Source organism: Oryzifoliimicrobium ureilyticum (assembly GCF_037199735.1).
Lineage (GTDB): Bacteria > Pseudomonadota > Alphaproteobacteria > Rhizobiales > Rhizobiaceae > Rhizobium > Rhizobium ureilyticus.
Map to the genome: position 1 here is coordinate 242,001 of NZ_JBBBVQ010000005.1, position 21,323 is coordinate 263,323.

At 55.4% G+C, this 21,323-nt stretch carries 16 protein-coding genes and 3 pseudogenes; 10 read left to right on the forward strand and 9 right to left on the reverse strand.

Annotation, left to right across the window (positions count from 1 at the left end):
- Nucleotides 1-114 precede the first annotated feature (114 nt).
- The 5 genes and pseudogenes from VQ830_RS09765 to VQ830_RS09785 all read left to right on the forward strand — a co-directional run bounded on the left by VQ830_RS09765 (nt 115) and on the right by VQ830_RS09785 (nt 4,979).
- Nucleotides 115-1,566: a murein hydrolase activator EnvC family protein gene (locus tag VQ830_RS09765; RefSeq protein ID WP_438617594.1), complete on the forward strand. Its 1,452-nt coding sequence runs from the start codon at nt 115-117 to the stop codon at nt 1,564-1,566.
- Nucleotides 1,556-1,867, forward strand: a pseudogene (locus tag VQ830_RS09770) (S41 family peptidase); the annotation flags it as partial. The gene VQ830_RS09765 and the pseudogene VQ830_RS09770, both read left to right, overlap by 11 nt.
- Before the next feature lie 11 nt (nt 1,868-1,878).
- Nucleotides 1,879-3,024 (forward strand): annotated as a pseudogene (locus VQ830_RS09775) (S41 family peptidase); the annotation flags it as partial.
- Nucleotides 3,025-3,256: 232 nt separating this feature from the next.
- Nucleotides 3,257-4,450 (forward strand): divergent polysaccharide deacetylase family protein, encoded by a 1,194-nt coding sequence (locus VQ830_RS09780; protein WP_337267903.1) that lies wholly within the window; start codon nt 3,257-3,259, stop codon nt 4,448-4,450.
- 10 nt (nt 4,451-4,460) lie between these two features.
- Complete coding sequence (locus tag VQ830_RS09785) at nt 4,461-4,979, forward strand: RNA pyrophosphohydrolase (RefSeq protein ID WP_337267904.1); 519 nt, start codon at nt 4,461-4,463, stop codon at nt 4,977-4,979.
- Nucleotides 4,980-5,098: 119 nt separating this feature from the next.
- Here VQ830_RS09785 and bfr read toward each other — a convergent pair whose 3' ends face one another.
- From bfr to VQ830_RS09810, 5 genes and pseudogenes are all read right to left on the reverse strand, one after another.
- Nucleotides 5,099-5,584 carry a bacterioferritin gene (gene bfr / locus VQ830_RS09790; RefSeq protein WP_337267905.1) on the reverse strand — a complete coding sequence of 162 codons (486 nt, stop codon included), beginning with the start codon at nt 5,582-5,584 and terminating at the stop codon, nt 5,099-5,101.
- Nucleotides 5,550-5,943 (reverse strand): annotated as a pseudogene (locus tag VQ830_RS28805) ((2Fe-2S)-binding protein). Before VQ830_RS28805 ends, bfr begins: the two are co-directional and overlap by 35 nt.
- Nucleotides 5,944-6,111: 168 nt before the next feature.
- Nucleotides 6,112-9,528 carry an error-prone DNA polymerase gene (locus VQ830_RS09800; RefSeq protein WP_337267930.1) on the reverse strand — a complete coding sequence of 1,139 codons (3,417 nt, stop codon included), beginning with the start codon at nt 9,526-9,528 and terminating at the stop codon, nt 6,112-6,114.
- Nucleotides 9,528-10,997, reverse strand: coding sequence for a Y-family DNA polymerase (locus VQ830_RS09805; RefSeq protein ID WP_337267907.1), 1,470 nt, complete (start codon nt 10,995-10,997; stop codon nt 9,528-9,530). Before VQ830_RS09805 ends, VQ830_RS09800 begins: the two co-directional genes overlap by 1 nt.
- Nucleotides 10,981-11,931, reverse strand: coding sequence for an ImuA family protein (locus tag VQ830_RS09810; RefSeq protein ID WP_337267908.1), 951 nt, complete (start codon nt 11,929-11,931; stop codon nt 10,981-10,983). The genes VQ830_RS09805 and VQ830_RS09810 overlap by 17 nt, the downstream gene beginning before the upstream one ends.
- Nucleotides 11,932-12,093: 162 nt before the next feature.
- Between VQ830_RS09810 and VQ830_RS09815 the strand changes: the two genes are divergently transcribed.
- Nucleotides 12,094-12,537, forward strand: a complete 444-nt coding sequence (locus tag VQ830_RS09815) for a metallopeptidase family protein (protein ID WP_337267909.1) — start codon at nt 12,094-12,096, stop codon at nt 12,535-12,537.
- 59 nt (nt 12,538-12,596) lie between these two features.
- Here the strand turns inward: VQ830_RS09815 and VQ830_RS09820 are convergent, their stop codons facing one another.
- Both VQ830_RS09820 and VQ830_RS09825 read right to left on the reverse strand, forming a co-directional pair.
- Nucleotides 12,597-12,803, reverse strand: a complete 207-nt coding sequence (locus VQ830_RS09820; RefSeq protein ID WP_337267910.1) for a DUF1737 domain-containing protein — start codon at nt 12,801-12,803, stop codon at nt 12,597-12,599.
- Nucleotides 12,800-13,720 (reverse strand): HpcH/HpaI aldolase/citrate lyase family protein, encoded by a 921-nt coding sequence (locus VQ830_RS09825; protein WP_337267911.1) that lies wholly within the window; start codon nt 13,718-13,720, stop codon nt 12,800-12,802. The genes VQ830_RS09820 and VQ830_RS09825 overlap by 4 nt, the downstream gene beginning before the upstream one ends.
- A gap of 114 nt (nt 13,721-13,834) precedes the next feature.
- On the opposite strand from VQ830_RS09825, the gene VQ830_RS09830 reads away from it, so the two are divergent.
- From VQ830_RS09830 to VQ830_RS09845, 4 genes are all read left to right on the forward strand, one after another.
- Entirely contained in the window at nt 13,835-14,080 is a 246-nt protein-coding gene (locus VQ830_RS09830) for a hypothetical protein (RefSeq protein ID WP_337267912.1), read from the forward strand.
- 157 nt (nt 14,081-14,237) lie between these two features.
- Nucleotides 14,238-14,846 (forward strand): 3-isopropylmalate dehydratase small subunit, encoded by a 609-nt coding sequence (gene leuD, locus VQ830_RS09835; protein WP_337267913.1) that lies wholly within the window; start codon nt 14,238-14,240, stop codon nt 14,844-14,846.
- A gap of 168 nt (nt 14,847-15,014) precedes the next feature.
- A complete protein-coding gene (locus VQ830_RS09840) occupies nt 15,015-16,577 on the forward strand; it encodes an ABC transporter permease (RefSeq protein ID WP_337267931.1) in 1,563 nt (520 codons plus the stop codon).
- Nucleotides 16,574-17,635, forward strand: coding sequence for an ABC transporter ATP-binding protein (locus VQ830_RS09845; protein WP_337267914.1), 1,062 nt, complete (start codon nt 16,574-16,576; stop codon nt 17,633-17,635). The genes VQ830_RS09840 and VQ830_RS09845 overlap by 4 nt, the downstream gene beginning before the upstream one ends.
- A gap of 128 nt (nt 17,636-17,763) precedes the next feature.
- Here the strand turns inward: VQ830_RS09845 and VQ830_RS09850 are convergent, their stop codons facing one another.
- Both VQ830_RS09850 and VQ830_RS09855 read right to left on the reverse strand, forming a co-directional pair.
- Nucleotides 17,764-19,110, reverse strand: coding sequence for a glucoamylase family protein (locus VQ830_RS09850; protein ID WP_337267915.1), 1,347 nt, complete (start codon nt 19,108-19,110; stop codon nt 17,764-17,766).
- 143 nt (nt 19,111-19,253) lie between these two features.
- Complete coding sequence (locus VQ830_RS09855; RefSeq protein WP_337267916.1) at nt 19,254-21,002, reverse strand: sensor histidine kinase; 1,749 nt, start codon at nt 21,000-21,002, stop codon at nt 19,254-19,256.
- Nucleotides 21,003-21,323: the final 321 nt, after the last annotated feature.

Genomic DNA, 21,323 nt, shown 5'->3' on the forward strand with positions numbered 1-21,323 from the left:
AACCCTCACGCGAGCGTGTGTTGCTTTGTGCGCCGTTCTTCTGCAAACTTTCTGGAAATATCAGGCAAATCAGCTTAGGTTCCGCCCGATCATTGACGAAATTTGCCCGACCTGATGACGAGAACTGCCTTGAAGCGAAAGCGCCTGAACATGCCGGCAGTCAACGCGGGCATCGGCGCGGCCGTCGTTATGTTTTACCTGACGGGCATTGTTCATGCGCAGGAGGCGCCGGCGGGTAGTGTTTCGTCACCTGCGACGGCTCCGGTCAATGATGCGGCACCTGCGGCAAATCCGGTGCCGCCGCCCGATCCGGCGGCAGAGCTTGCCAAGAAGAGGGACGAGACGCGGGCTGAGCTCGATACCCTGTCGAAGACGATCACGGTCTCTTCGACGAAGATGGCCGAGCTGCAAAAGAGCATCAGCGACCTCGACAAGAGCACGGCCAGTATTCGTCAGGCTCTGATCGAGTCTGCGGCGCGGCGCAAGGAATTAGAAAAGCAGATCAATGACAGCGAGAAAAAGCTGGCCGAACTTGGCGTAAAGGAGGATGCGATCCGTCGCTCGCTGCACGAAAGGCGTGGTTTGCTGGCCGAGGTGTTGGCGGGCCTGGAGCGCATGGGGCGCAATCCGCCGCCCGCGCTTCTAGTGACACCCGATGATGCATTGGCTTCGGTTCGCAGCGCGATCCTGCTTGGTGCGGTGGTCCCGGGGATGCGCAAGGCAACGGAAAAGCTCGCCGACGATCTCGCCAGCCTCAGCGCGTTGAAGACGGCGAGCAACGACGAGAAGACCAAGCTGACCGCGACAGTGACGAACAGCCTCGAAGAAGAACGGCGCATGGATCTTCTTCTGAGCGAAAACCAAAAGCTTGGTGATACCAATACGGCTGAGCTGGAAGCTGAACGCCAGCATTCCGAAGAGTTGGCTGCCAAAGCCTCGAGCCTGCAGGAATTGGTCGGCTCCATGGAGACGCAAATTGCTTCCGTCCGCCAGGCCGCCGCTGCGGCGCGTCAGGAGGAGGAAAGTCGCCGGTTTTTAACGCAGGAGCAGCGCGACAAAGCGCGCGAACTTGCCGAGAGCGGCGTGCCTGATAAAAACCGCATTGCGCCAGCATATCCGTTTGGTCAACTCAAGGCAAAGCTGGAGCTGCCTGTGGCAGGCGATATTCTGCGACAGTTCGGCGATGCCGACGGGACCGGACACGAGGCGATGGGCATGACGATCGGAACAAATGCCGAGACCGTCGTGACCGCACCTGCTGACGGGCTTGTGGTGTATGCCGGAGCTTTTAGAAGTTATGGACAGATGGTCATTCTGGACGCAGGAGACGGCTACCACGTCGTCATGTCAGGAATGGAGTCTATTACTGCGCGCCAAGGCAAGTTCGTCTTCGCGGGTGAGCCGATCGCGACCATGGGTGCGAAAAGAGTAGCAAGCGCAACGGCATTGGCGCTGGAAACCGATCGGCCAACACTTTACATTGAATTCAGAAAAGACGGAAAACCGGTCGATTCCCGACCGTGGTGGACCTTAAAAGACATTGGAAGGGCACGTAATGATTCGTAAGGCTTCGCTTGTTGTGGCCGGCGCATTGATGGGAGCGACGGCCACTGCCGCGATCTACTCGGCCGTCGTGCCAGCGGAAGCGGCGGGAGCGTCCACCTACAAAGAGCTTTCTATTTTTGGTGACGTCTTCGAGCGCGTCCGCGCGCAGTATGTTACGCCGCCGGATGAGAACAAGCTGGTTGAATCGGCCATCAATGGCATGCTGTCCTCTCTGGATCCGCATTCCAGCTATATGAATGCCAAAGATGCCGAGGACATGCGCTCCCAGACCAAGGGTGAGTTTGGCGGTCTAGGAATTGAAGNCCGCCGGATGAGAACAAGCTGGTTGAATCGGCCATCAATGGCATGCTGTCCTCTCTGGATCCGCATTCCAGCTATATGAATGCCAAAGATGCCGAGGACATGCGCTCCCAGACCAAGGGTGAGTTTGGCGGTCTAGGAATTGAAGTCACCATGGATAACGACATGGTGAAGGTGATCACGCCGATCGATGATACTCCTGCGGCCAAGGCTGGCGTTCTGGCGGGCGATTATATTTCGGAAATCGACGGTCAGTCGGTGCGTGGTGTGAAGCTGGAAGACGCCGTCGAAAAGATGCGCGGCCCGGTCAACACGCCAATCAAGCTGACCCTGATCCGTAAGGGCGCTGACAAGCCGATCGAAGTTACGATCGTTCGCGACATTGTTGCGGTACAGGCGGTCAAGTCGCGGGTCGATGATGATGTTGGCTACCTGCGCATCATTTCCTTCACCGAGAAGACGTACCCGGATCTCGAAAAGGCAATCAAGAAGATCAAGGAAACAGTCCCTGCAGATAAACTGAAGGGTTATGTCCTCGATCTACGCCTCAATCCGGGCGGCCTCTTGGATCAGGCGATCGATGTTGCCGACGCAGTCCTCGATCGTGGCGAAATCGTCTCGACGCGTGGGCGCAATCCCGACGAGACGCGCCGGTTCAATGCAACCCCTGGCGACCTGACGGATCACAAGCCGATCATCGTCCTCGTCAATGGTGGCTCTGCATCGGCATCGGAAATCGTTGCCGGCGCACTGCAGGATCTACGCCGCGCCACCGTTCTTGGAACGCGTTCGTTCGGCAAGGGCTCCGTCCAGACGATCATTCCGCTCGGCGAAAACGGCGCGCTTCGTCTAACCACGGCGCTCTACTACACGCCATCAGGTCGCTCGATCCAGGGAACCGGCATTACGCCGGATATCAAGGTCGACGAGCCGTTGCCGGATGAGCTCAAGGGCAAGCTGGTGACCGAGGGCGAATCGAGCCTGCGCGGTCACATCAAGGGCCAGAGCGAAACGGATGAGGGCTCGGGTTCTGCTGCCTATGTTCCGCCGGATCCGAAGGACGACGTTCAGCTGAATTACGCTCTCGATCTTCTGCGCGGAAAGAAGACGGATCCGTCCTTTCCACCAAATCCTGAGAAGGCCGTGGTGACGAAGTAAATCGTCGGAAGGAATGTGATTTCTCAAAGGGGTCGGATAATTTTCGGCCCCTTTTTCGTTTCACGAGCTTTTGTCAAGCTTGGTGCTAGCTGACCGTTTTATCTGTCGATATGCGGCACTTGAACCTTCGCTCGAGTGTCGACCCACTGACATGAGATCGAGAACTGAGCGCGATATCTCTCGATCCCGTTGAAAAGAGTAATTGGGTATATGATTTCCGGAGCAGGCCGACTTGCCGAATGATCTCCACACTCCTCTGCGCGGCAGACCCTCTCCGCGTCGTCGGCCAGATTTTCTGAAGGCGGGCAGACTGCTTGCCTGTCTATGCCTCGTTTCCGTTGGCGCTTTTTCCATCTACACCACCACGCGCGACAATGGGCTTTCAAATGTCCCGGGAGTGGTGACAGGCATGCCGAAGGCACCCGAGAAGGCTGCTGTCCCTGATAGTGCCGACACTCAGCCTGCGGACGCCGCCCAGATCGCGCGCGCAGACCGCGCCTCTGGTGCCAACGTGACGACCACGGTCAATGGTGATGGCTCTGTTGTGACTATGTATCGCCCCCGAACGCGGGACGACAACGGCCCGGTCTTGATCGATGCGATGCAGATCGGGCAGGATCCTCAGGTTGCGGCCATCCCAAATGAGACGCTTCTCGAAGATACGCCAGCCGGAAGACTGCCCGTTGTCGGGCCGGATGGACGTCGCTCCATGGACCAATATGCTCGCCCGCCGTCGGACAATGGAGGCACGCGCATTGCCATCGTCGTCAGTGGTCTTGGGCTCAGCCAGACCGGCACGCAAAGAGCGATCAAGCTTCTACCTGAAGAGGTAACGCTTGCCTTCGCTGCCAGCGGCAATAGTCTGCAACGCTGGATGCAGCAGGCACGCCAGTCGGGTCATGAGATATTGTTGCAAGTACCCCTTGAGCCCTTTGACTATCCGGCAAACGATCCCGGGCCGGGAACGCTTCTGACGAAAAAGCCGACATCAGCCAATCTTGAGGCGCTGCATCGTGCTATGGGCGCGATCACGAATTACACTGGCATCATGAATTACCAAGGCGGGCGGTTTCTTTCGATGCCGGACGTCATGGCGCCTGTGATGAACGATATTGCAAAGCGCGGCCTGCTTTTTCTCGACGATGGATCCTCGGCAAGTTCCAAGACGGCGGACGTAGCAAAGGCGACATCCCTGCCTTATGCTTTTGGCGACGTACAACTGGATACAAAGCTCGATGCGGGTGCTATTACCGCCAAGCTTGACGAGCTGGAGCGCGTCGCGCGCGCTAAAGGAACGGCCATCGGCGTTGCTTCTGCTTTTGACGAAAGCGTGGATGCGATCGCCAGTTGGTGTGAAGCGGCAAGCCTGCGCGGAATAGAAATTGTTGGGGTTGCGGCATTGGCCAAAGATCCCGCTAAGCCTTGAAGAGGAAGCGATGAGCGGAAAAGCGATCAGTGCCGAAGACCTTCCTTACCGGCCGTGTGTCGGTGTTATGGTGCTGAATAACAAGGGCCTTGTCTGGGTTGGACGGCGCTTGAGCGTCAATAACTCGGAAGCGGATGGAACGCCGCAGCTTTGGCAGATGCCGCAAGGCGGCATTGATGACAACGAGGATCCGCTTGAAGCCGCTTATCGCGAGCTTTACGAGGAAACCGGCATAAAAAGCGTGACGCTGCTTGGTGAAACGCGTGACTGGATCAATTATGACTTGCCGCCGCAGCTAATCGGCATTGGCCTCAAGGGAAAATTTCGCGGGCAGACGCAGCGATGGTTTGCCTTTCGGTTCGACGGTGACGAGAGCGAGATCGCGATCAACCCGCCGCCGGGCGGCCATGATGCCGAATTCGATGCCTGGGACTGGAAGCCGATGGCAAAGCTTCCTCAACTCGTCGTTGCTTTCAAGCGTGATGTCTATGAGCGCGTCGTTGCCGAGTTCAAGAACCTTGCCGCGTGAGGGCAACAATGCTTCCGTGAAAGTGACGAAGCGTTGGCAAGACCGAATTCTTTTGATTGACATTCATTCCATAAGAAGCCCCGCAGATGTTGGCTGCAGGGCTTTTCCGGCAAGGCCGGTTATTCGGCTTCGTTGGCTGAGTCGGCGTTGAGCTGACCGTATTTCTGCTCGCCGATTTTGCCAAGCAGCTCCAGTTGGGTTTCGAGGAAGTCGATATGGCCTTCCTCGTCCATCAACAATTCTTCAAATAGTTTCATTGAAACGTAGTCGCCTGCAGCATGACAGATATCGCGCGATTCCTTGTAGGAAGCACGTGCGTCATATTCTCCGGCCAGATCAGCCTCCAGAACTTCCTTGACGTTTTGCCCAATGCGCAAGGGTGCCAGCGTCTGGAGATTTGGATGGCCTTCAAGAAAGATGATACGAGCGACAAGCTTGTCGGCATGGTTCATCTCTTCGATGGATTCCGCGCGCTCCTTCTTGGCAAGCTTGATATAGCCCCAATCCTCAAGAAGACGATAATGAACCCAATATTGATTGACCGCGCCGAGTTCGAGGAACAGTGCCTCGTTAAGCCGCTCGATGACTTTTATGTCGCCTTTCAAGTTCCGCTCTCCTGTTATCTTCATGAAATTTCTTCAGACGCTTCATAAAATCGCATATCTCGTCTTCCGTCGAGTGACGACGAGCGTGATATTCTTCAGTGGTCTGAATGATAATATCGACAACGTTTGGAAAGCAGCCACAGCAGCGACCGCGTTTGGACATAGCGTGATAGACCTTGGCCGGTACGATCAACTGCCAACAGTCCTCATCAAGGAACTCGTTGATGACGTCCTTGATTTCCTTGTCAGTAATGTAGTTGCAACTGCAGACAAGCACGGCACTATTCCAAACATGACATTTCAGCTCCTATTTTCTGCCAAAAGAGGATGATGAGTGTCAAGAAAAATCGACGCGTCATTTATTGACGGGTTTGTGAAGTCTATCGCCCAACGCGAAGGCATCACGAAACGCATTTCGAAGGCCGCAACGGGATCAGTTGTCTGCATCTTTGGAGCGGGATCAAAGTGCCAATAAACAACCCTCCTATATCTGCTGTGTGGTGAAAAGCCTGACTTGACCCCGCCCTTCAATGGAAATTTCGTCCTTTTGGCATGATGCGCACCGTGTCGGTCAGATCTTCTCGATCATCCTCGTGATTGATCATAAGGCGACTTTTCTTTTTCTGGCGTTGATCGAATGTGGGCTGCAAGGCTTCATCGGCGCGTGGTGAAGCTGCGAAGCGGCGTGCTTCTCGTTGAAGCAGGCCGAGCATGGGCGTCATGTCCTCAATGTGTTCGACCACGGTATGAATGACGCCATTTGCATTTTGTAGCTTGCCATGGATTTTGACGAGACGTGCCCCCATCACGACGGCACGATACTGATCAAAGATCTTTCGCCACACGATCGCATTGGCCACACCTGTCTCGTCTTCCAATGTGATAAAGACCACGCCCTTTGCAGACCCCGGTCTTTGTCGAACCAGAACGAGACCCGCTATCGTGACCCGGCGACCTGTCTTTATTTTCTCGAGATCGACATTGCGTGTCACGCCCATTTTCCAGAACTCTTCTCTCAGGAACGTCGTCGGATGGGCTTTGAGCGAGAGAGAAAGATAGCGGTAGTCTTCGACCACTTCCTCGCCAGGAGCCATGATCGGCAGCTTGGACTTCGGTTCGGGGCGCAATTCATCCGCGCCGATCCCTTCAAAGAGCGGAAGCCGATCGTCTGGCTTCTTCTCGTCGAGCCCTCTTACTGCCCAAAGGGCCTGACGGCGCGACAGACCGATAGACCCGAAGGCATCAGCATCCGCGAGGCGTTCGATCTGGCCTTTATCGAGGCGAGCGCGCATCCATAGATCGCGGATCGAACGATAGCCCTGGCCGCGATTTTCGACGAGGCGGTTCATGTCAGGTTCGGACAGGCCCTTTACCTGGCGCAAACCAAGGCGAACCCCTTTTGTCGTGCGAATGACCCCGCGCATGCTGGCATGGCGGGGATGGATGTTATCAGGATGGAATGAGGCTTCCTCCAGAAGGCAATTCCAATCGGACGCATTGATATCGACCGGCAGGATTTGCACGCCATGCTCGCGTGCGTCACGCACCAGCTGTGATGGCGCGTAAAATCCCATAGGCTGAGAATTCAAAAGGGCGGCACAGAACACATCTGGATAGTAGGCTTTGATCCAGGATGAGGCATAGACGAGCAACGCGAAGGATGCGGCATGGCTTTCGGGAAAGCCATATTCACCAAACCCCTGTATCTGTCGAAAACACTGTTCGGCAAAGTCGCTCGGATAGTGGTTCTTGACCATTCCATTGATGAACTTCGTTTTGAAATCCTTGATGGTTCCGGTTCTTTTGAACGTTGCCATGGCGCGCCGCAACTGATCGGCTTCGGCCGGCTGGAAACCTGCTGCCTTGATGGCGATTTCCATCGCCTGCTCTTGAAATAGCGGAACGCCAAGCGTTCTTTTTAAAACCCCTTCCAGAATGGGGCTCGGATATTTGATAGGGATGTTTTTTCTTCGGTCTTCCCGTCGCTTCAAATAAGGATGGACCATGTCACCCTGGATGGGGCCAGGCCTGACGATCGCCACTTCAATCACAAGATCATAAAATTCACGGGGCTGAAGTCGCGGCAGCATACTCATTTGCGCCCGGCTTTCGATCTGGAACGTACCGACCGTATCTGCGCGGCAGATCATGTCGTAGACAGGACCTTGATCCGAATGGGTCGTATTTCCAAAATTGGAAAGAGATTTCCGAACTCCGTAGTGGCTTTCCAATAGGCTAAGCGCTCGCCTGAGACAGGTCAGCATGCCCAAGGCAAGAACATCGACCTTGAGGATCTTCAGATTGTCGAGGTCATCCTTATCCCATTCGATCATGTAACGATCCGGCATAGCTGTATGCATGATCGGTACGATCTCATCCAGTCGGTCGCGGGTAATGACGAAACCGCCGACATGTTGCGTCAAGTGACGAGGAAATTCGAGCAGCTCCGATGCATAGTTCAAGACGTTTCTCGTGGTTCGATCGGTCATATCGAGACCGGCGGCACCGGCTTCGCGCTCTGAAAGCTTGTCGTCCGACCACCCCCAGACAAGGCTGCCGATAGCAGATTGCACATCCTCGGAGAGACCGAATGCCTTGGCGACTTCCCGCCCCGCGGAGCGCGTACGGTAGCTCGTAACGGCTGCCGTCAAGCCGGCATGCTCTTTGGAATATCGCTTGTAGATGTACTTGATTACGTCCTCGCGCCTCTCGTGCTCGAAGTCGACATCGATGTCAGGCGGTTCGTCACGGTCTCGGGAGATGAAGCGGTCAAACAGTAGGCTATGTTTATCAGGAGCAACCTCTGTCACTTCAAGACAATAGCAGACTGTGGAATTGGCGGCAGAGCCTCGTCCCTGGCAGAGGATCTTCTCCTTATAACGTGCATGTTGCACGATCCTGTAGACGGTCAGAAAATAGGAGGCGTAATTCTTCTCTGCGATGAGATTGAGCTCGTAGACTAGCTTTTCTCTGATCTCATCGGGGACTTTGCCTGCGAAGCGCTTTCTGGCGCCGGCCCAGGTCAGTTTTTCGAGTGTTTCTTGCGGCGTTTCGCCCGGATCACTCTCTGGCGGATAGTTATGCGAGAGTTCGTCGAGCGAAAATTTCAGCCGTTCGAAAAAGCGGCCGGTATTATCGATGGCCTGAGGATAGTCTCGAAACAATCGGATCATCTCTCGGCCGTCTTTCAAGTGGCGCTCGCCATTTGAGGCTAAAAGGAAGCCCGCCTGTGCAATCGGGACGTGCTCGCGGATGGATGTAACGACGTCGGCAAGCGGTCTGCGATCGGTATGATGATAAAGCGCCTGGTTCGTAGCAAGCAGAGGTACATGCGCGCGTGCGGCGAGCGTCGCAAAAAAGGCAAACAGATAGCGGTCCCGACCATCATATGCAGGCGTGAGTGCCAGATACAGCTTGTTGCGAAACAGTCTGCTCCAGTTTGAAAGGCAATCTACAAACCTGTCTTCTTCTTCCTTGTGACCGATGATCGAGGTGGGAGCGATGACCGCGAGCATCATCTCATGCCCCCATTCCAAAAGGTCATTCTCGTAGAGCAGGCAATCGCCTTTCTCCGCACGCAGATTGCCGGCGCTGAGCAATCGGCACAGATTGCCCCACCCCTTCCGATTTTCCGGAAAGGCCAGGATGTCTGGCGTCTGGTCGCAAAATACAAGACGAGCCCCGGGTTGGAAGGCAATCGGATCAAAAACCGGCTGCTCCAACTCCTCTTTCGTGAGGAGACCTGCCTCCTTGCGCTCATACTTCTTGAGAATGACCTTCGCTTGCGCATGGGCTCTTACAACGCCCGCTACGGAGTTGCGATCGGCAATCCCGATCCCGGAGAGCTTCAGGGCTGCCGCCTGAATGATCATTTCCTCGGCTTTGGATGCGCCTTCAAGAAAGGAAAAATTCGTTCTGGCGCCAATCTCGTAATAGGCAGGCATCATACGAAGAAGCCATGGACATACCATGTCGGCTCTGTATTTTCATACAAGCCTTCGCGGTAAATCCAGAGCCTGTGGCCCTCCTGATCTTCAACGCGGAAATAATCGCGTTCGGCGTTGGCTCGCTCATCGAGCCACCATTCCGAGGTAATGCGTTCCGGTCCCTCACTCTTGAGGATCTTGTGGCTGATCCTTCGCCAGCGGAACATGCTGGGCGCGCCGTCTGGAACTTCGGCTGCAAAGGCATCGACCCTTTCAGGGTGATCGAGCAAACGAACCGGCCGATCGATATGAGGAAAAACCAATGGCTTTTTGGATAGATCGGCTGCGGCAAGGGCGTCCATGGCAGCCACCGCCACAACGGCGGATTCGGGAACATGGCTCTCCCGAAGGTCATAGGTTTTCAGACAGTCCCGTCCTAAGCGGGCCGTGACCTTATCGATAAAGGCGGCCAACGACGCCTGTCCCTGGCGGTCACCTTCAAAATCATCTTGAACATTTTGAAAGAGGTCATGATGTTTGACATTCAGCCTTAGGGTCTCAAAACCATACCCGGCATCCATGTCGTCCTGAATCGCGTTCAGCCTCTCGGAGAAAAGCGAGGTTATGCGATCTTCTTCTCGCAATGGACGCGACGCGCCGGCTGAAATTCTAAAAACTCGGCCATCTACTCTGAAGAGCACGAGTTCGAACACACGGCCTCCAAGCCCTTTAGCTTCCAGCGATGGTTTCAAGGCCGCGGCAATCTGCCGTGTTATATCCAGGATAACCTCAACTGTTCCGACCGGCTCGGCAAGACGCCGCTCCGCAGACAAGGGTGCGACAGGAAGACGTGGGGACAAGGGCTCTTCATCAAGGCCGAGCACTCTGTCGAGACGCAAAAGAACTTCGAGGCCGAAGCGGCGTGCCAGTGAGGCGCGGGGAAGATGAAGGAGATCGCCGATATGCTTGAGGCCAAGCTTACGCAACGCCGCCAGGGTGGGTTCTTCCAAACGAAGAGCCGCAACGGAAAGAGGCGCTGCCGTTTCTTCGATAGCGTTATCTTCGATAATACCCCCATGGCCAAAGCGTGCCGTGGCAAAAGATAATGCGGCGGAAGAGGAAATCGCTCCACGCACATCGAAACCCATCTGGAAAAGGCGCGTGAGAATATTGTCCAGCATCGCTTTTTCGCCGCCGAAAAGATGGCTGCAGCCAGTGATATCAAGGAACAGGCCATCCTTCCCATCGATGGAAACAAGCGGCGTATAACGATCGCACCAATCGGCAATGGCTTCCAGCAGCCGCCGATTGGCTGCCGCATCCTCCTCATGCAACGCAATATGGGGGCATATGGCTCGTGCTTCTGTCACGCCTTGGCCTTTGCGAAGGCCGATCAACTCTGCCTTTTCATCCAGCGCCGTCAGTCTCAGCGCATTATCCTGCGGTCCAAAGCAGACGATCGGCGCAGCATCAGGCCGTCCGGTCAAGCGCCACGACAGACCCCATTGTGCGCGGCATATCCTGTCTGTCGCCAGATGCGGAAAGGCGAGAGCCAGGATACGTTGCGCGTTCTTCCGGAAAAGCTGACATGCTTGAGGGGCGGTGAGCGAGGAACCGGCGATCATGGGAACTCCATTCCAGAATAAAAGAAAGAGGAGCGGGATTGCGGCTCTTTTCCAGGATGACACGAAAGAGCGGATGGCCGATGCTGCCTTGAAGAAAGGCGCCGTTTGGCAAGGGGCGCAGGCTCGAAGGCATTGGTGAAAGCGAGAAGCGGAACTGCGTGCTGCCGGCCTCTTCCTCTCCGGCTTGCCTCAAAAGAAAAATTGGTTTGCCCGCCTGCTTTGCCCGCAGGCTGAGGCGGCGGCTTTCGGTGAGACCGAAATTTTTCGGATTGCCGGCAACCTCCAGAACCGTGCTTTGAAAGACGCCGCCTTCCAAGGCTGCCTCGGAAATCCAGAGAGCCTCTTCGATATGGCGAGCCCTAGCATGGAAGAACCGAGCAGGATGCAAACCATAGGTCTGCTGCAGCCCGACGACATAAGGAAAACCTGCTTCCAAGGAGGAAATCCTGTCCGTGATCCATAAGATAGGGCAGGAGGTTCGGCTGTGTTCTAATTGCGCGTCCGCCAATGCAATGATTGCCAGCACGAAGCCAATGCCTGCACCGGCATCTCGAAATCGATCGGTCCTGATTTCCGTCACTGCATCAAGAGGCAGCCCGCCATCCAAGGCTTCATCAAGATCGGTCAACCCCAAGGCAAGCCGTTCGCGTTTGCTGCGGTCTTGATCATGCGAAACGGCCTCGGCCAAAGCCTGTCGCCGTGCCGCTTCGATTGCCGGCGCGGGTTTTCCCTCCAGCCTTGCAATGGTTTCGCGAAGCGCAAAAAGCTGCGCGCGCGCCAAGGCCGCATCTGCCATGACGATCACTCCAGAAGCTTGTGTTCTTGTTATGTTCTTATGGATTCCAGAGGAGGGCCGAAGAGTCAACAGGACTCATTTGCGATTTTGAGACAGGCTTTGATTCCACTCTCGAAAAATCTTCTCAAACGGCTTATATGCGCCTGAACGAAAGGATGTGAAATGGCTGTGATGGACCAAAGCGAAGATTGGCGCGATCGCTATTCGCCGACGCTGAAAACCTTCGAATCTTTGGCAATGGAGGCCTATAGCCACCTACCGGAAGAATTTAGGGCGCTCACCACCAATCTGACGATCGAGATCGAAGATTTTCCAGACGACGATGTTTTCGAGGATATGGGGCTTGAGACGCCGTTCGATCTTCTGGGGTTGTTTGAAGGCCGTGGACTTTCCGAACGATTTACCGTCGAAACAGGAGAAATGCCCAATCGTATTCGCCTTTATCGGCGACCCATCCTCGATTATTGGGCAGAGCATGAGGAAACTCTGGGCGATATCATCACCCATGTCCTTATCCATGAAATAGGCCATCATTTCGGACTGAGCGATGCGGATATGGAGCGCATTGAAGCAAGCGCCGAAGAAATGAGCGATCGCCAGACATAAAGTTTGGCGATTTTCATGGCTCTAATTCGCTGTATTTGAGCCGATCGGCTGTGTGTTTGCTATTGCTCCGACAGCTTCATGTCCGGATGATAGTCCTTGCCTTCCACGTCCTTGACGATGGCCTGTGCTGCAATGATCTGGCCGGTATTGGCATTGAAGGTCACGGATGGCGAGCCTGACAAAGACCAGCCTTTATTGAGGGCTGCAGTGATGCGATGGCAAAAGCTTGCATCATCGGGACCGGTCAGGAGGCGATAGAGCTTCATGGCATTTTTCCTTGCGCTTGACGACGCGCTTTGATCAGCTGTGCTTTATGAACGAGAGCCTGCGCTTGAACAAGATGCAGGCGCTCCACCATTTTTCCGTCGATCTCAATGACGTTGAGGTCTTCTGCTTCCGGCCTTGCAAAGGCTGCGATAATGTCTTCGGCCTCACGGATACCTTGTTCGTCCAATCCAAAAGTTTGGTTTGCCGCTTCGATCTGAAGGGGATGAATCAGCATTTTGCCGTTAAAGCCCATCGCCTTGCCTTGCCGGCATTCCGCTTCAAAGCCGGCCTCGTCCTTGAAATCATTGAAAACGCTGTCGATGATGTCGAGACCGTAAGCACGCGCCGCCAGCAGGGTCTGCATCATCCAGCTGCTCAGATAGTCACGGCCGGGCAGCGGCATTACGCCGGTTTCCTTGCGCAAATCGTTGAGGCCGATCACAAAGCAATCGAGCCTTGATTGGCGGGTGCGGCCCGTTTCGGCAATAGCGGCTGCGTTCAAGATCCCTCGGGCCGTCTCGATCATGGCCCAAATGCGCAGGTCGTCTGGTGCATCGCGGTCCGACAGGTTGTCAATCAGAGCAAGAACGCTTTGCGGCTCGCTTACCTTTGGCAGAAGCACGGCATCGGGACAAAGTTGCGTCACGAGATCGATGTCGGCTCGGGCAAAAGGGGTGTCTAAGGCATTGATGCGAATGATCCGCTCTTTGTCGGGCAGCGGCTGTTCTGCAAAGAAGGTCTTTAAATTTTCGCGTGCCTCTTCCTTTTTGGAGGGAGCAACAGAATCTTCGAGATCAAAGATGATCGCATCGCAGTCCAGCGTGGTGAATTTTTGCAAAGCTCGCTTGTTGATGGCAGGGACGCACAAGACGGAACGGCGCAGGCGAGAGGGACGAAAAGGATCTATGCTGCTCATCACGAATTTGTGCCAAGCTTTGTGATGACTGGCAAGACAACAAAAAGCCATCCTCATCTTGCACCCATGGCTTTGAAGGACCACATTCACTTCCGAAGAAAGGGTCTCACTACCATGCAGAACATACGTTCCATCTTTCTCGCGCTCGTTGGCATCGCTGTTTTTGCAGCTCTTGCGCTCGTTACATTTTCCGTAACGCTGACGGTCGGTGCTGCTTTGACAGTCCTCATGGCCATGCGGGCGCTGTCGCTCAAGGCTAAGCCAGCGCCGATCCGCGCGACGGTGAGAAAGAATGGTCATCGCCAGCAAGGCAATATGCGCGTCTGGAACGACGGTCGCGGCACCATTATCGATCTTTAAGGTGCTCTGAGCTGTTCATCAGAGGGCAGGCTTAATTCCGGCCTGCCACGAATCATGCTCGCTCTGTCTGAAGCCAGGCAGATTCTCCTTCATTTCCAGCAGAAACTGGACTAAATGCTCTTCTATAAGAAGCTTATTTTGGAATCCGGAGATTACCATGGAGAAGTTTACCAAGCTGACGGGCGTTGCAGCGCCTCTGCCGGTCGTCAATGTCGACACCGATATGATCATTCCGAAGGATTACCTGAAGACGATCAAGCGCACCGGCTTGGGAAAAGGGCTTTTTGCTGAAGCTCGCTATCTGGAGGATGGTTCTCCAAATCCAGATTTCGTTTTGAATAAGCCTGCCTATCAAAATGCCAAGATCCTGGTTGCCGGAGATAATTTTGGCTGCGGTTCCTCGCGCGAGCATGCGCCATGGGCTTTGCTCGATTTCGGAATTCGCTGTGTGATCTCCACCAGCTTCGCCGATATTTTCTATAATAACTGTTTCAAGAACGGTATCCTGCCAATCAAGGTCAGCCAGGAAGAGCTCGACAAGCTGATGGATGATGCCTCGCGCGGTTCAAACGCTGTGTTGACCGTCGATCTGGAAAATCTGGAAATCACCGGCCCGGATGGCGGCTCGATCCGTTTTGAGCTTGATGCGTTCAAGCGCCACTGCTTGCTGAACGGCCTGGACGATATTGGCCTGACGCTTGAAAAGGCCAATTCCATTGACGCATTTGAAAAGTCGAATCAAGCAAATCGGCCTTGGGCGGCCTGATTGAGGCTCAAGCAGTAAACTATTGCTTTTTTCTCAAGAAAACTTTACGGCATGACCAAACGGGGCAATCGCTTTCATCGGCGGTTGCCTTCCTTTTTTGGACGTAAAGGCTTGGCCTTGCTGCAGAGTAATCGAGATCTCGGAAAAAGTGCGGCTCCTGTACGCTGGATGACAGGTTTGTCGGCTCTCTCCGTCTTTTCTCTTTCCCGACTGCGTCTGCCTTATGCATCGGTGTTGGTGCTTGCCAGTCTTGTCGCACTGCTCAGCCTTGCGCCACTCGGCTTTATCGGCTGGATCACCTATGATGTAGGCTGGGAAACGGTCAAAGAGCTGGTTTTTCGTCCTCGCGTCGGCGATCTTCTGGTCAACACATTCCTTCTCGAAGCGCTGAGCATACCGCTCTCGATCCTCATTGCCGTTTCGCTTGCCTGGCTCACGGAAAGAACCGATATCCCCTTTGCGCGCCTCTGGGCTTGGCTCGCTGTTGCGCCGCTCGCCGTTCCGGCTTTCGTGCACAGCTACGCCTGGGTCAGCCTCGTTCCGGGCATGCACGGGTTGACGAGCGGCGTTTTCGTCTCCGTTCTTGCCTACTATCCGTTTCTTTATTTGCCTGTTGCGGCCGCGCTGCGCCGGCTCGATCCGGCTATAGAAGATGCCGCCGCTTCTCTTGGTTTGGGACCATGGGCGGTTTTCTTTCGCGCCGTTCTACCACAGCTTCGGCTTGCGATTTGTGGCGGCTCGCTTCTGATCGGGTTGCACCTTCTGTCCGAATACGGCCTCTATGTGATGATCCGGTTCGATACGTTTGCCACGGCAATCGTCGATCAGTTTCAATCGGCATATAACAGCCCGGCCGCCAATATGCTGGGCGGCGTTCTCGTTGCCTGCTGCCTTCTGTTGCTCGGCCTTGAAATCTTGCTGCGGGGCAATGAGCGCTATGCCCGGGTCGGCTCGGGGGCGGCCCGGCCTGCCGATCGGCGCCGCCTTGGATTTTTTACTTTGCCTGCCCTCCTGCTTCCGATCCTGCTGGCGGCCCTGACACTAGGTGTTCCCTTCGTCACGCTGGCGCGCTGGCTCTATCTAGGTGGTGCGGCTATCTGGCAGGCCGATATGCTCGGCAGTTCGTTTTTGCAGACGATCATCCTGGCTTTGGCGGGTGGGATATTGGCGACCATTGCCGCGGCACCCATGGCCTGGCTTTCTGTGCGGGCGCCGGGACGGTTCCAGCGAATCCTCGAAGCTTGCCATTACTATGTCGGCTCCTTGCCGGGCGTCGTTGTTGCCCTTGCGCTTGTTACGGTCACTGTTCGCCTCTTCCTACCGCTCTATCAGACCTTTGCAACGTTGCTGATCGCCTATGTCATGCTGTTTTTGCCGCGTGCCATGGTGGGTTTGAGAGCCAGTATTGCCCAGGCCCCAGTCGAACTGGAACGTGCCGCGATGGCGCTGGGGCGCACGCCGGCTCAGGCGGTGCGACAAGTCACCATGCGACTGGCCGCGCCTGGTGCCGCCGCCAGTATTGCCCTGACGGCGCTCGGGATTACCAACGAATTGACGGCGACGCTCATGCTTTCTCCCAATGGTGTTGAAACGCTCGCCACGCGCTTCTGGTCGCTGACGAGCGAAATCGATTATGTGTCGGCGGCACCCTATGCCACTTTAATGGTGGTCCTATCCTTGCCGCTGACCCTTCTTCTTCATGCGCATTCAAAACGGACAGCCGGCCAATGACTGCATCATCCCATCAGGGCTTGCTTCTCAAGATTGAGAATGTCAGCAAGAATTACGGCCCTGTCAAAGCGCTGCGCTCGATCTCGCTCGACGTGCCGGCTGGCAGTCGTACTGCGGTCGTCGGTCCCTCGGGTTCGGGCAAAACGACGCTGTTGCGCATTATCGCCGGCTTTGAGCGGCCGGATGAAGGCAGTATCATGCTGTCGGGCGATTATCTGGCGCGGGGCGCTTCCGTCGTTCCGGCCCATAAACGCGGGATCGGCATCGTTTCTCAGGATGGTGCGCTTTTCCCGCATTTGAGCATTGCGCAGAACATCGCTTTTGGTTTCGAGCGGGGTGCGCCCGATCGCGACCGTCGTGTGCTTGAGCTTCTCGAAATGGTCGAGCTGGACCCGAGCATGCTGTCGCGCCGACCGCATGAGCTTTCGGGCGGTCAGCAACAACGTGTCGCCTTGGCGCGCGCGCTCGGTAGAAAACCGAGATTGATGCTGCTTGACGAGCCATTTTCGGCTCTTGATACCGGTCTTCGCGAAAATATGCGTAAAGCGGTCTCCCGCGTTCTGCAGGCTGCCGGGATAACCGCCATTTTAGTGACCCATGATCAAACAGAGGCTCTCTCCTTTGCCGATCAGGTCGCCGTGCTGCGGGAAGGGCGCCTCATTCAGGCCGGTTCTCCTCAAGTCCTCTACCTGAAGCCCTGCGACCGCGAAACCGCGCTTTTCCTTGGTGATGCCGTTCTTTTGCCGGCTATTGTCCGCAATGGCATAGCCGATTGCGCCCTTGGCCGCGTGGCTGTCGATACCACGCGTCAGGGGAAGGTGGAGATCATGCTGCGGCCGGAGCAGATCAGGGTTCGCACGGACCGTAGCACACCAGGCTATGCCGGCCATGTCGTCGACGTTGAATTCGGCGGTTCGGTCTGTACAGTCGCTGTGGCATTACAAGGCGTTGCGCTTCCGCCGATCTTGATCAAAACCTCAAGCGTCGCGCTTCCATCTCCCGGCGATCAGGTCCAGCTCGATATTGCCGGCAAGGCGCATGTCTTTGAAGGCCGATAACGCCCTCAAGCTCTTTTATGGCGATCGACGCTCAAGGTTTGCGACGTCCAATCGCGCCTGATGATCTAGCGCCATAACGATTCGCCCTGGCTGGAAATGGTCGAGGCTGCCCAATCGCCTGGTGCTTCTCAGGCGATCTGTTTGATGTCCTCATCCGCCGCTTTGCCGAGCCAGCCGCCGCTGAATCCGGCCCGCTGCAAACCGGTTTTGATTGCCTCCGATCCGCGCATCAGCTTCCACAGGAAATCATTGCGTGCATTTTCGACTGAGACGACAAGCAGCCCCTGGTCGATCGCTACCGTTCGATCGTCAATCCAGCCTTCTGGCAGTGTTGTCTTTATCGTCGGATTGAAGCCACCCGGAAATTGACCGTTCATCAAAAGGTTTGGATAGGTCTCGATGATCGTCTGGGTGCCCTTCAGCGCAGCGTCGCGGTCGAAGGGCAGGCTTGCTAAAGCGCACCATGGTGCCAGCGTACCGTCGTCGGGACCGTTTGGAGCCCCACGAGCCGAATAACCGAAGAAGCGGATTTTCCGATTTCCCCGCACCCGGTGCAGAGGCGAAGGACCATCACAAGCCGATAGGCCCCAGACATTGCTGTTATAGCCAACGAAGCCCTTTGGATTGCGCTCTGCGTAATCGCGTTGCACGGCGATGGCTTGTTGCGTGTTGCGGAAATAATCCCAATCATGCGCCGCCATCTGCTGATCCTGCAGATCGCGAAAATCGATCCATGCATGCGAGAAAAGATGGATGAAAAGCGGACCGGCATCGAGGTAAGGCTTGCCGCCAAATTCTCGCCATCGGTAGCTGGTCGTAAACGCCCTGTAGCTTGACGATGGAATGGGATGTGTCGGCGAGCCAAGCGCCAGCACATAGAGCAAGATCGCTTCGTCATAGCCTTCGTAACGCCAGCGCAGGAAGCCGCTCGCGGGCTTCCAGCCCATGGCAATCAGCTGCCCCTTGTTCAGTGCCCATTGCCAATCGACCCTCTCGTAGAGGAATCGCGCTGTCTCGCGGATATCTTCTTCACCTTCATCGGTGAAATATTCGGCCGCCGTCAAAACGCCTGCTATCAACAATGCGGTATCGATCGTTGAAAGCTCGCTGTTCCAGGCCCGATGACCGGTATCCATATGCAGGAAGTGATAGTAAAAGCCGCGATATCCGCTCGCGTGCCGTTCCTTGCCCTGGTGCGAATTGGCAAAGAAGTTCAGCGTCGTACGCACGATTTCCGCCGCCGCTTCCCGTGTCATCCACCCGCGCTCCACCGCAACTGGATAAGACGAGAGAGCAAATCCCACCGCAGCAATGCTGCACGGTACGTTCTTGAACGAAGTATCCGGCACAAGGCCGTTTTCCTTGTTCGTATAGGTCAAGAAATATTCGAAGGCAGACCGCTGTAGTCGATCTACCATGGCCTCCTCGCTTACCATCTCGCCCCTCGGTATTGCCATTGCATCGATGTTTTTCATAATGTCCGCCTCCCCCAAGACAAGTCAAACTATGTTGAACCTGAGTCGTGAATAGAAGGTTTCCGTTGCGCGGAGCATGACGCGCTGACGTGGATGTAGTGAATAAATGACTTATTGCAGGTTTTTAGGCCTATTCCCGGCACTTAGAAAGCCGGTATCTCTGGGGGCATCGCAGGAGCGAGTGGCATGCGGAACGCAAAGCAGGTCTGCGTCATGGTCGACGTGACATCGATCGTGCCCCGATGGGCTTGAGCAATCTGCTGCGCGATATGAAGCCCCAGTCCGAGGCCCGACCCCGCCTGTTTTGAGCCGCCGCGTCGAAAAGGCAAGAACAGGGTTTTGATGTTTTCAGGAGAAATGGCCTCTCCGCGATTCATCACGGCAATTTCAAGATGGCTGGCTGATGTCGAGGCCCGGACAGTGATCGGTTCGTCCTTGGCCCCGTGCGTCAGGGCGTTGGAGACAAGGTTGGAAAGCATCTGCGCAAGGCGCTGATGATCGGCTGCAACAGGCTGCGCAAGATCGATGTCCATGACGATATTGGCCTTGGGATTCGCAGCATGCAGCTCATCGACGATCTGCGACAGAGTTTGCCTCAAATCCGCAGATTGAATATCCAAGCCTATGCCATCGCCGAACCGCGTGCGGGCAAGATCCATGATGTTGTTGACGAGGCCCGACATGCGGGTGAGGCTCGCTCCCATCAATGCCAGAATTTGCGGGCTACGCTCTTCGACCCACCCCTCGCGCATGATGCGCTTGAGGCCAGCATCAAGAGCCGCCAGCGGGTTGCGCAGGTCATGACCAAGTACCGCGATGAAATATTCTCGCAGTTCGCCCAATTCACGCGCATCCGCCAGCAGCGTTTGCGTTGCCACGAGACGTGGGCTCGCATCGAGATGCTGGCCGATCAACTCTGCAAACAGATTGAACGTGGCAAGGACCTGTGGATTGTTGACCTGAGCGGGGTTGGCATCAATCGCGCAAAGCGTCCCAAAGATTTCACCATTGGCAAGAAAGATTGGAACCGCAATGTAACTGCGAAGCCCGTAGATTCGTGGCGTATGATGATTGCAATAGACAGGATCGGTATGGGCATCGTCAAAGGCAACTGCCTGTCCGAAAGCTCGAACCTGGCTGCAAAGTGTGCTTTCCAGAGGCAATTCGTCGCCGGGTTTCAGGCCGAAACTGACATGATCAAGAACCTTGCATGCGATCCAGCGCTTTTCGGTAACCCTTGCAACTGCTGCAAATCCCATTCCCGTCATCTGCAGCACGACGTTCAAAATCGTCGCGACAGCTTCAATTCCGTCGACGCATGCAATATCGGCGGCAACTTCTTCCGGATAGAGATCGGCGTTCTGCCGTTCTGCCTTCACTAGAGCACTTGAGAGTGAGGCTATGACTTCCGCATTTTCGAGCGCAACGGAGGCGGCCTCTGCAAGAGCCTCCAGAACTTCGATTTCCCACTCGCTCGGGACGAATTTCTGAGACCAATAAGCGCCAATCGCTCCGAGAGGGTTTTCCGTCCGTATTGGCGCCATGGCCATGGCCTGGACGAAGGTATCGCGGTAGAATTCATATGGGACGCGTTCGTCCTGACTGATGTCAGGGATGATAACCGTCTGCTGATTGAGCATTGCCCAGCCGCTCACACAGGAGGCCATGGGAAAACGCCTGCCTTTCCACAACGGCTTGATGGCGTCTTCCTCCACATAGTTGCAAAAATCGCCGTCTCGAAGGACGACCGTAATGCCTTCGCAACCGATCAGTGAACGTGCGGTCGATCTGATTTTTCCAACGACATCGCAGGCCGTGCGTGCTCGTGCGATGTCGGCGATCGCACGTGTCAGGCTCGCCAAAGGCGTCGAAGGCTTTTCTGCTTGCTGCATGGGATGCCAATCTCGTTCCTATACCGCGAAACGATGGCTATGTGCGTCACGGATATGTCTAATGTCGCAGATATCCGCTCTTTAGCAAGGGAAACTTAGAAAGGCTCACTGCCACTGGCAAACACATCACGGTCGTAAATTCAAAATGGCTATATCAGTCAAACCAGTTTGACCACACTTAACTACTTTAGGGAATTTTTCTGTGCGACCTGAGAGATAGGTGACAAATCGTACCGGAGACATGGGTTACACTTTCCGACTTTATCGGGAGGTGTAGATGCCGTGGAGAGAGACTTCGGTCATGGATGAGCGTCTTCGATT

Coding starts and splice junctions, on each gene's coding strand:
- VQ830_RS09765 (WP_438617594.1), top strand. CDS start 115: ATGACGAGAACTGCCTTGAAGCGAAAGCGCCTGAACATGCCGGCAGTC.
- VQ830_RS09785 (WP_337267904.1), top strand. CDS start 4,461: ATGAGCGGAAAAGCGATCAGTGCCGAAGACCTTCCTTACCGGCCGTGT.
- VQ830_RS09800 (WP_337267930.1), bottom strand. CDS start 9,528: ATGCCTGCCTATTACGAGATTGGCGCCAGAACGAATTTTTCCTTTCTT.
- VQ830_RS09810 (WP_337267908.1), bottom strand. CDS start 11,931: ATGGCAGATGCGGCCTTGGCGCGCGCGCAGCTTTTTGCGCTTCGCGAA.
- VQ830_RS09815 (WP_337267909.1), top strand. CDS start 12,094: ATGGCTGTGATGGACCAAAGCGAAGATTGGCGCGATCGCTATTCGCCG.
- VQ830_RS09820 (WP_337267910.1), bottom strand. CDS start 12,803: ATGAAGCTCTATCGCCTCCTGACCGGTCCCGATGATGCAAGCTTTTGC.
- VQ830_RS09825 (WP_337267911.1), bottom strand. CDS start 13,720: ATGAGCAGCATAGATCCTTTTCGTCCCTCTCGCCTGCGCCGTTCCGTC.
- VQ830_RS09830 (WP_337267912.1), top strand. CDS start 13,835: ATGCAGAACATACGTTCCATCTTTCTCGCGCTCGTTGGCATCGCTGTT.
- leuD (WP_337267913.1), top strand. CDS start 14,238: ATGGAGAAGTTTACCAAGCTGACGGGCGTTGCAGCGCCTCTGCCGGTC.
- VQ830_RS09840 (WP_337267931.1), top strand. CDS start 15,015: ATGACAGGTTTGTCGGCTCTCTCCGTCTTTTCTCTTTCCCGACTGCGT.
- VQ830_RS09845 (WP_337267914.1), top strand. CDS start 16,574: ATGACTGCATCATCCCATCAGGGCTTGCTTCTCAAGATTGAGAATGTC.
- VQ830_RS09850 (WP_337267915.1), bottom strand. CDS start 19,110: ATGAAAAACATCGATGCAATGGCAATACCGAGGGGCGAGATGGTAAGC.
- VQ830_RS09855 (WP_337267916.1), bottom strand. CDS start 21,002: ATGCAGCAAGCAGAAAAGCCTTCGACGCCTTTGGCGAGCCTGACACGT.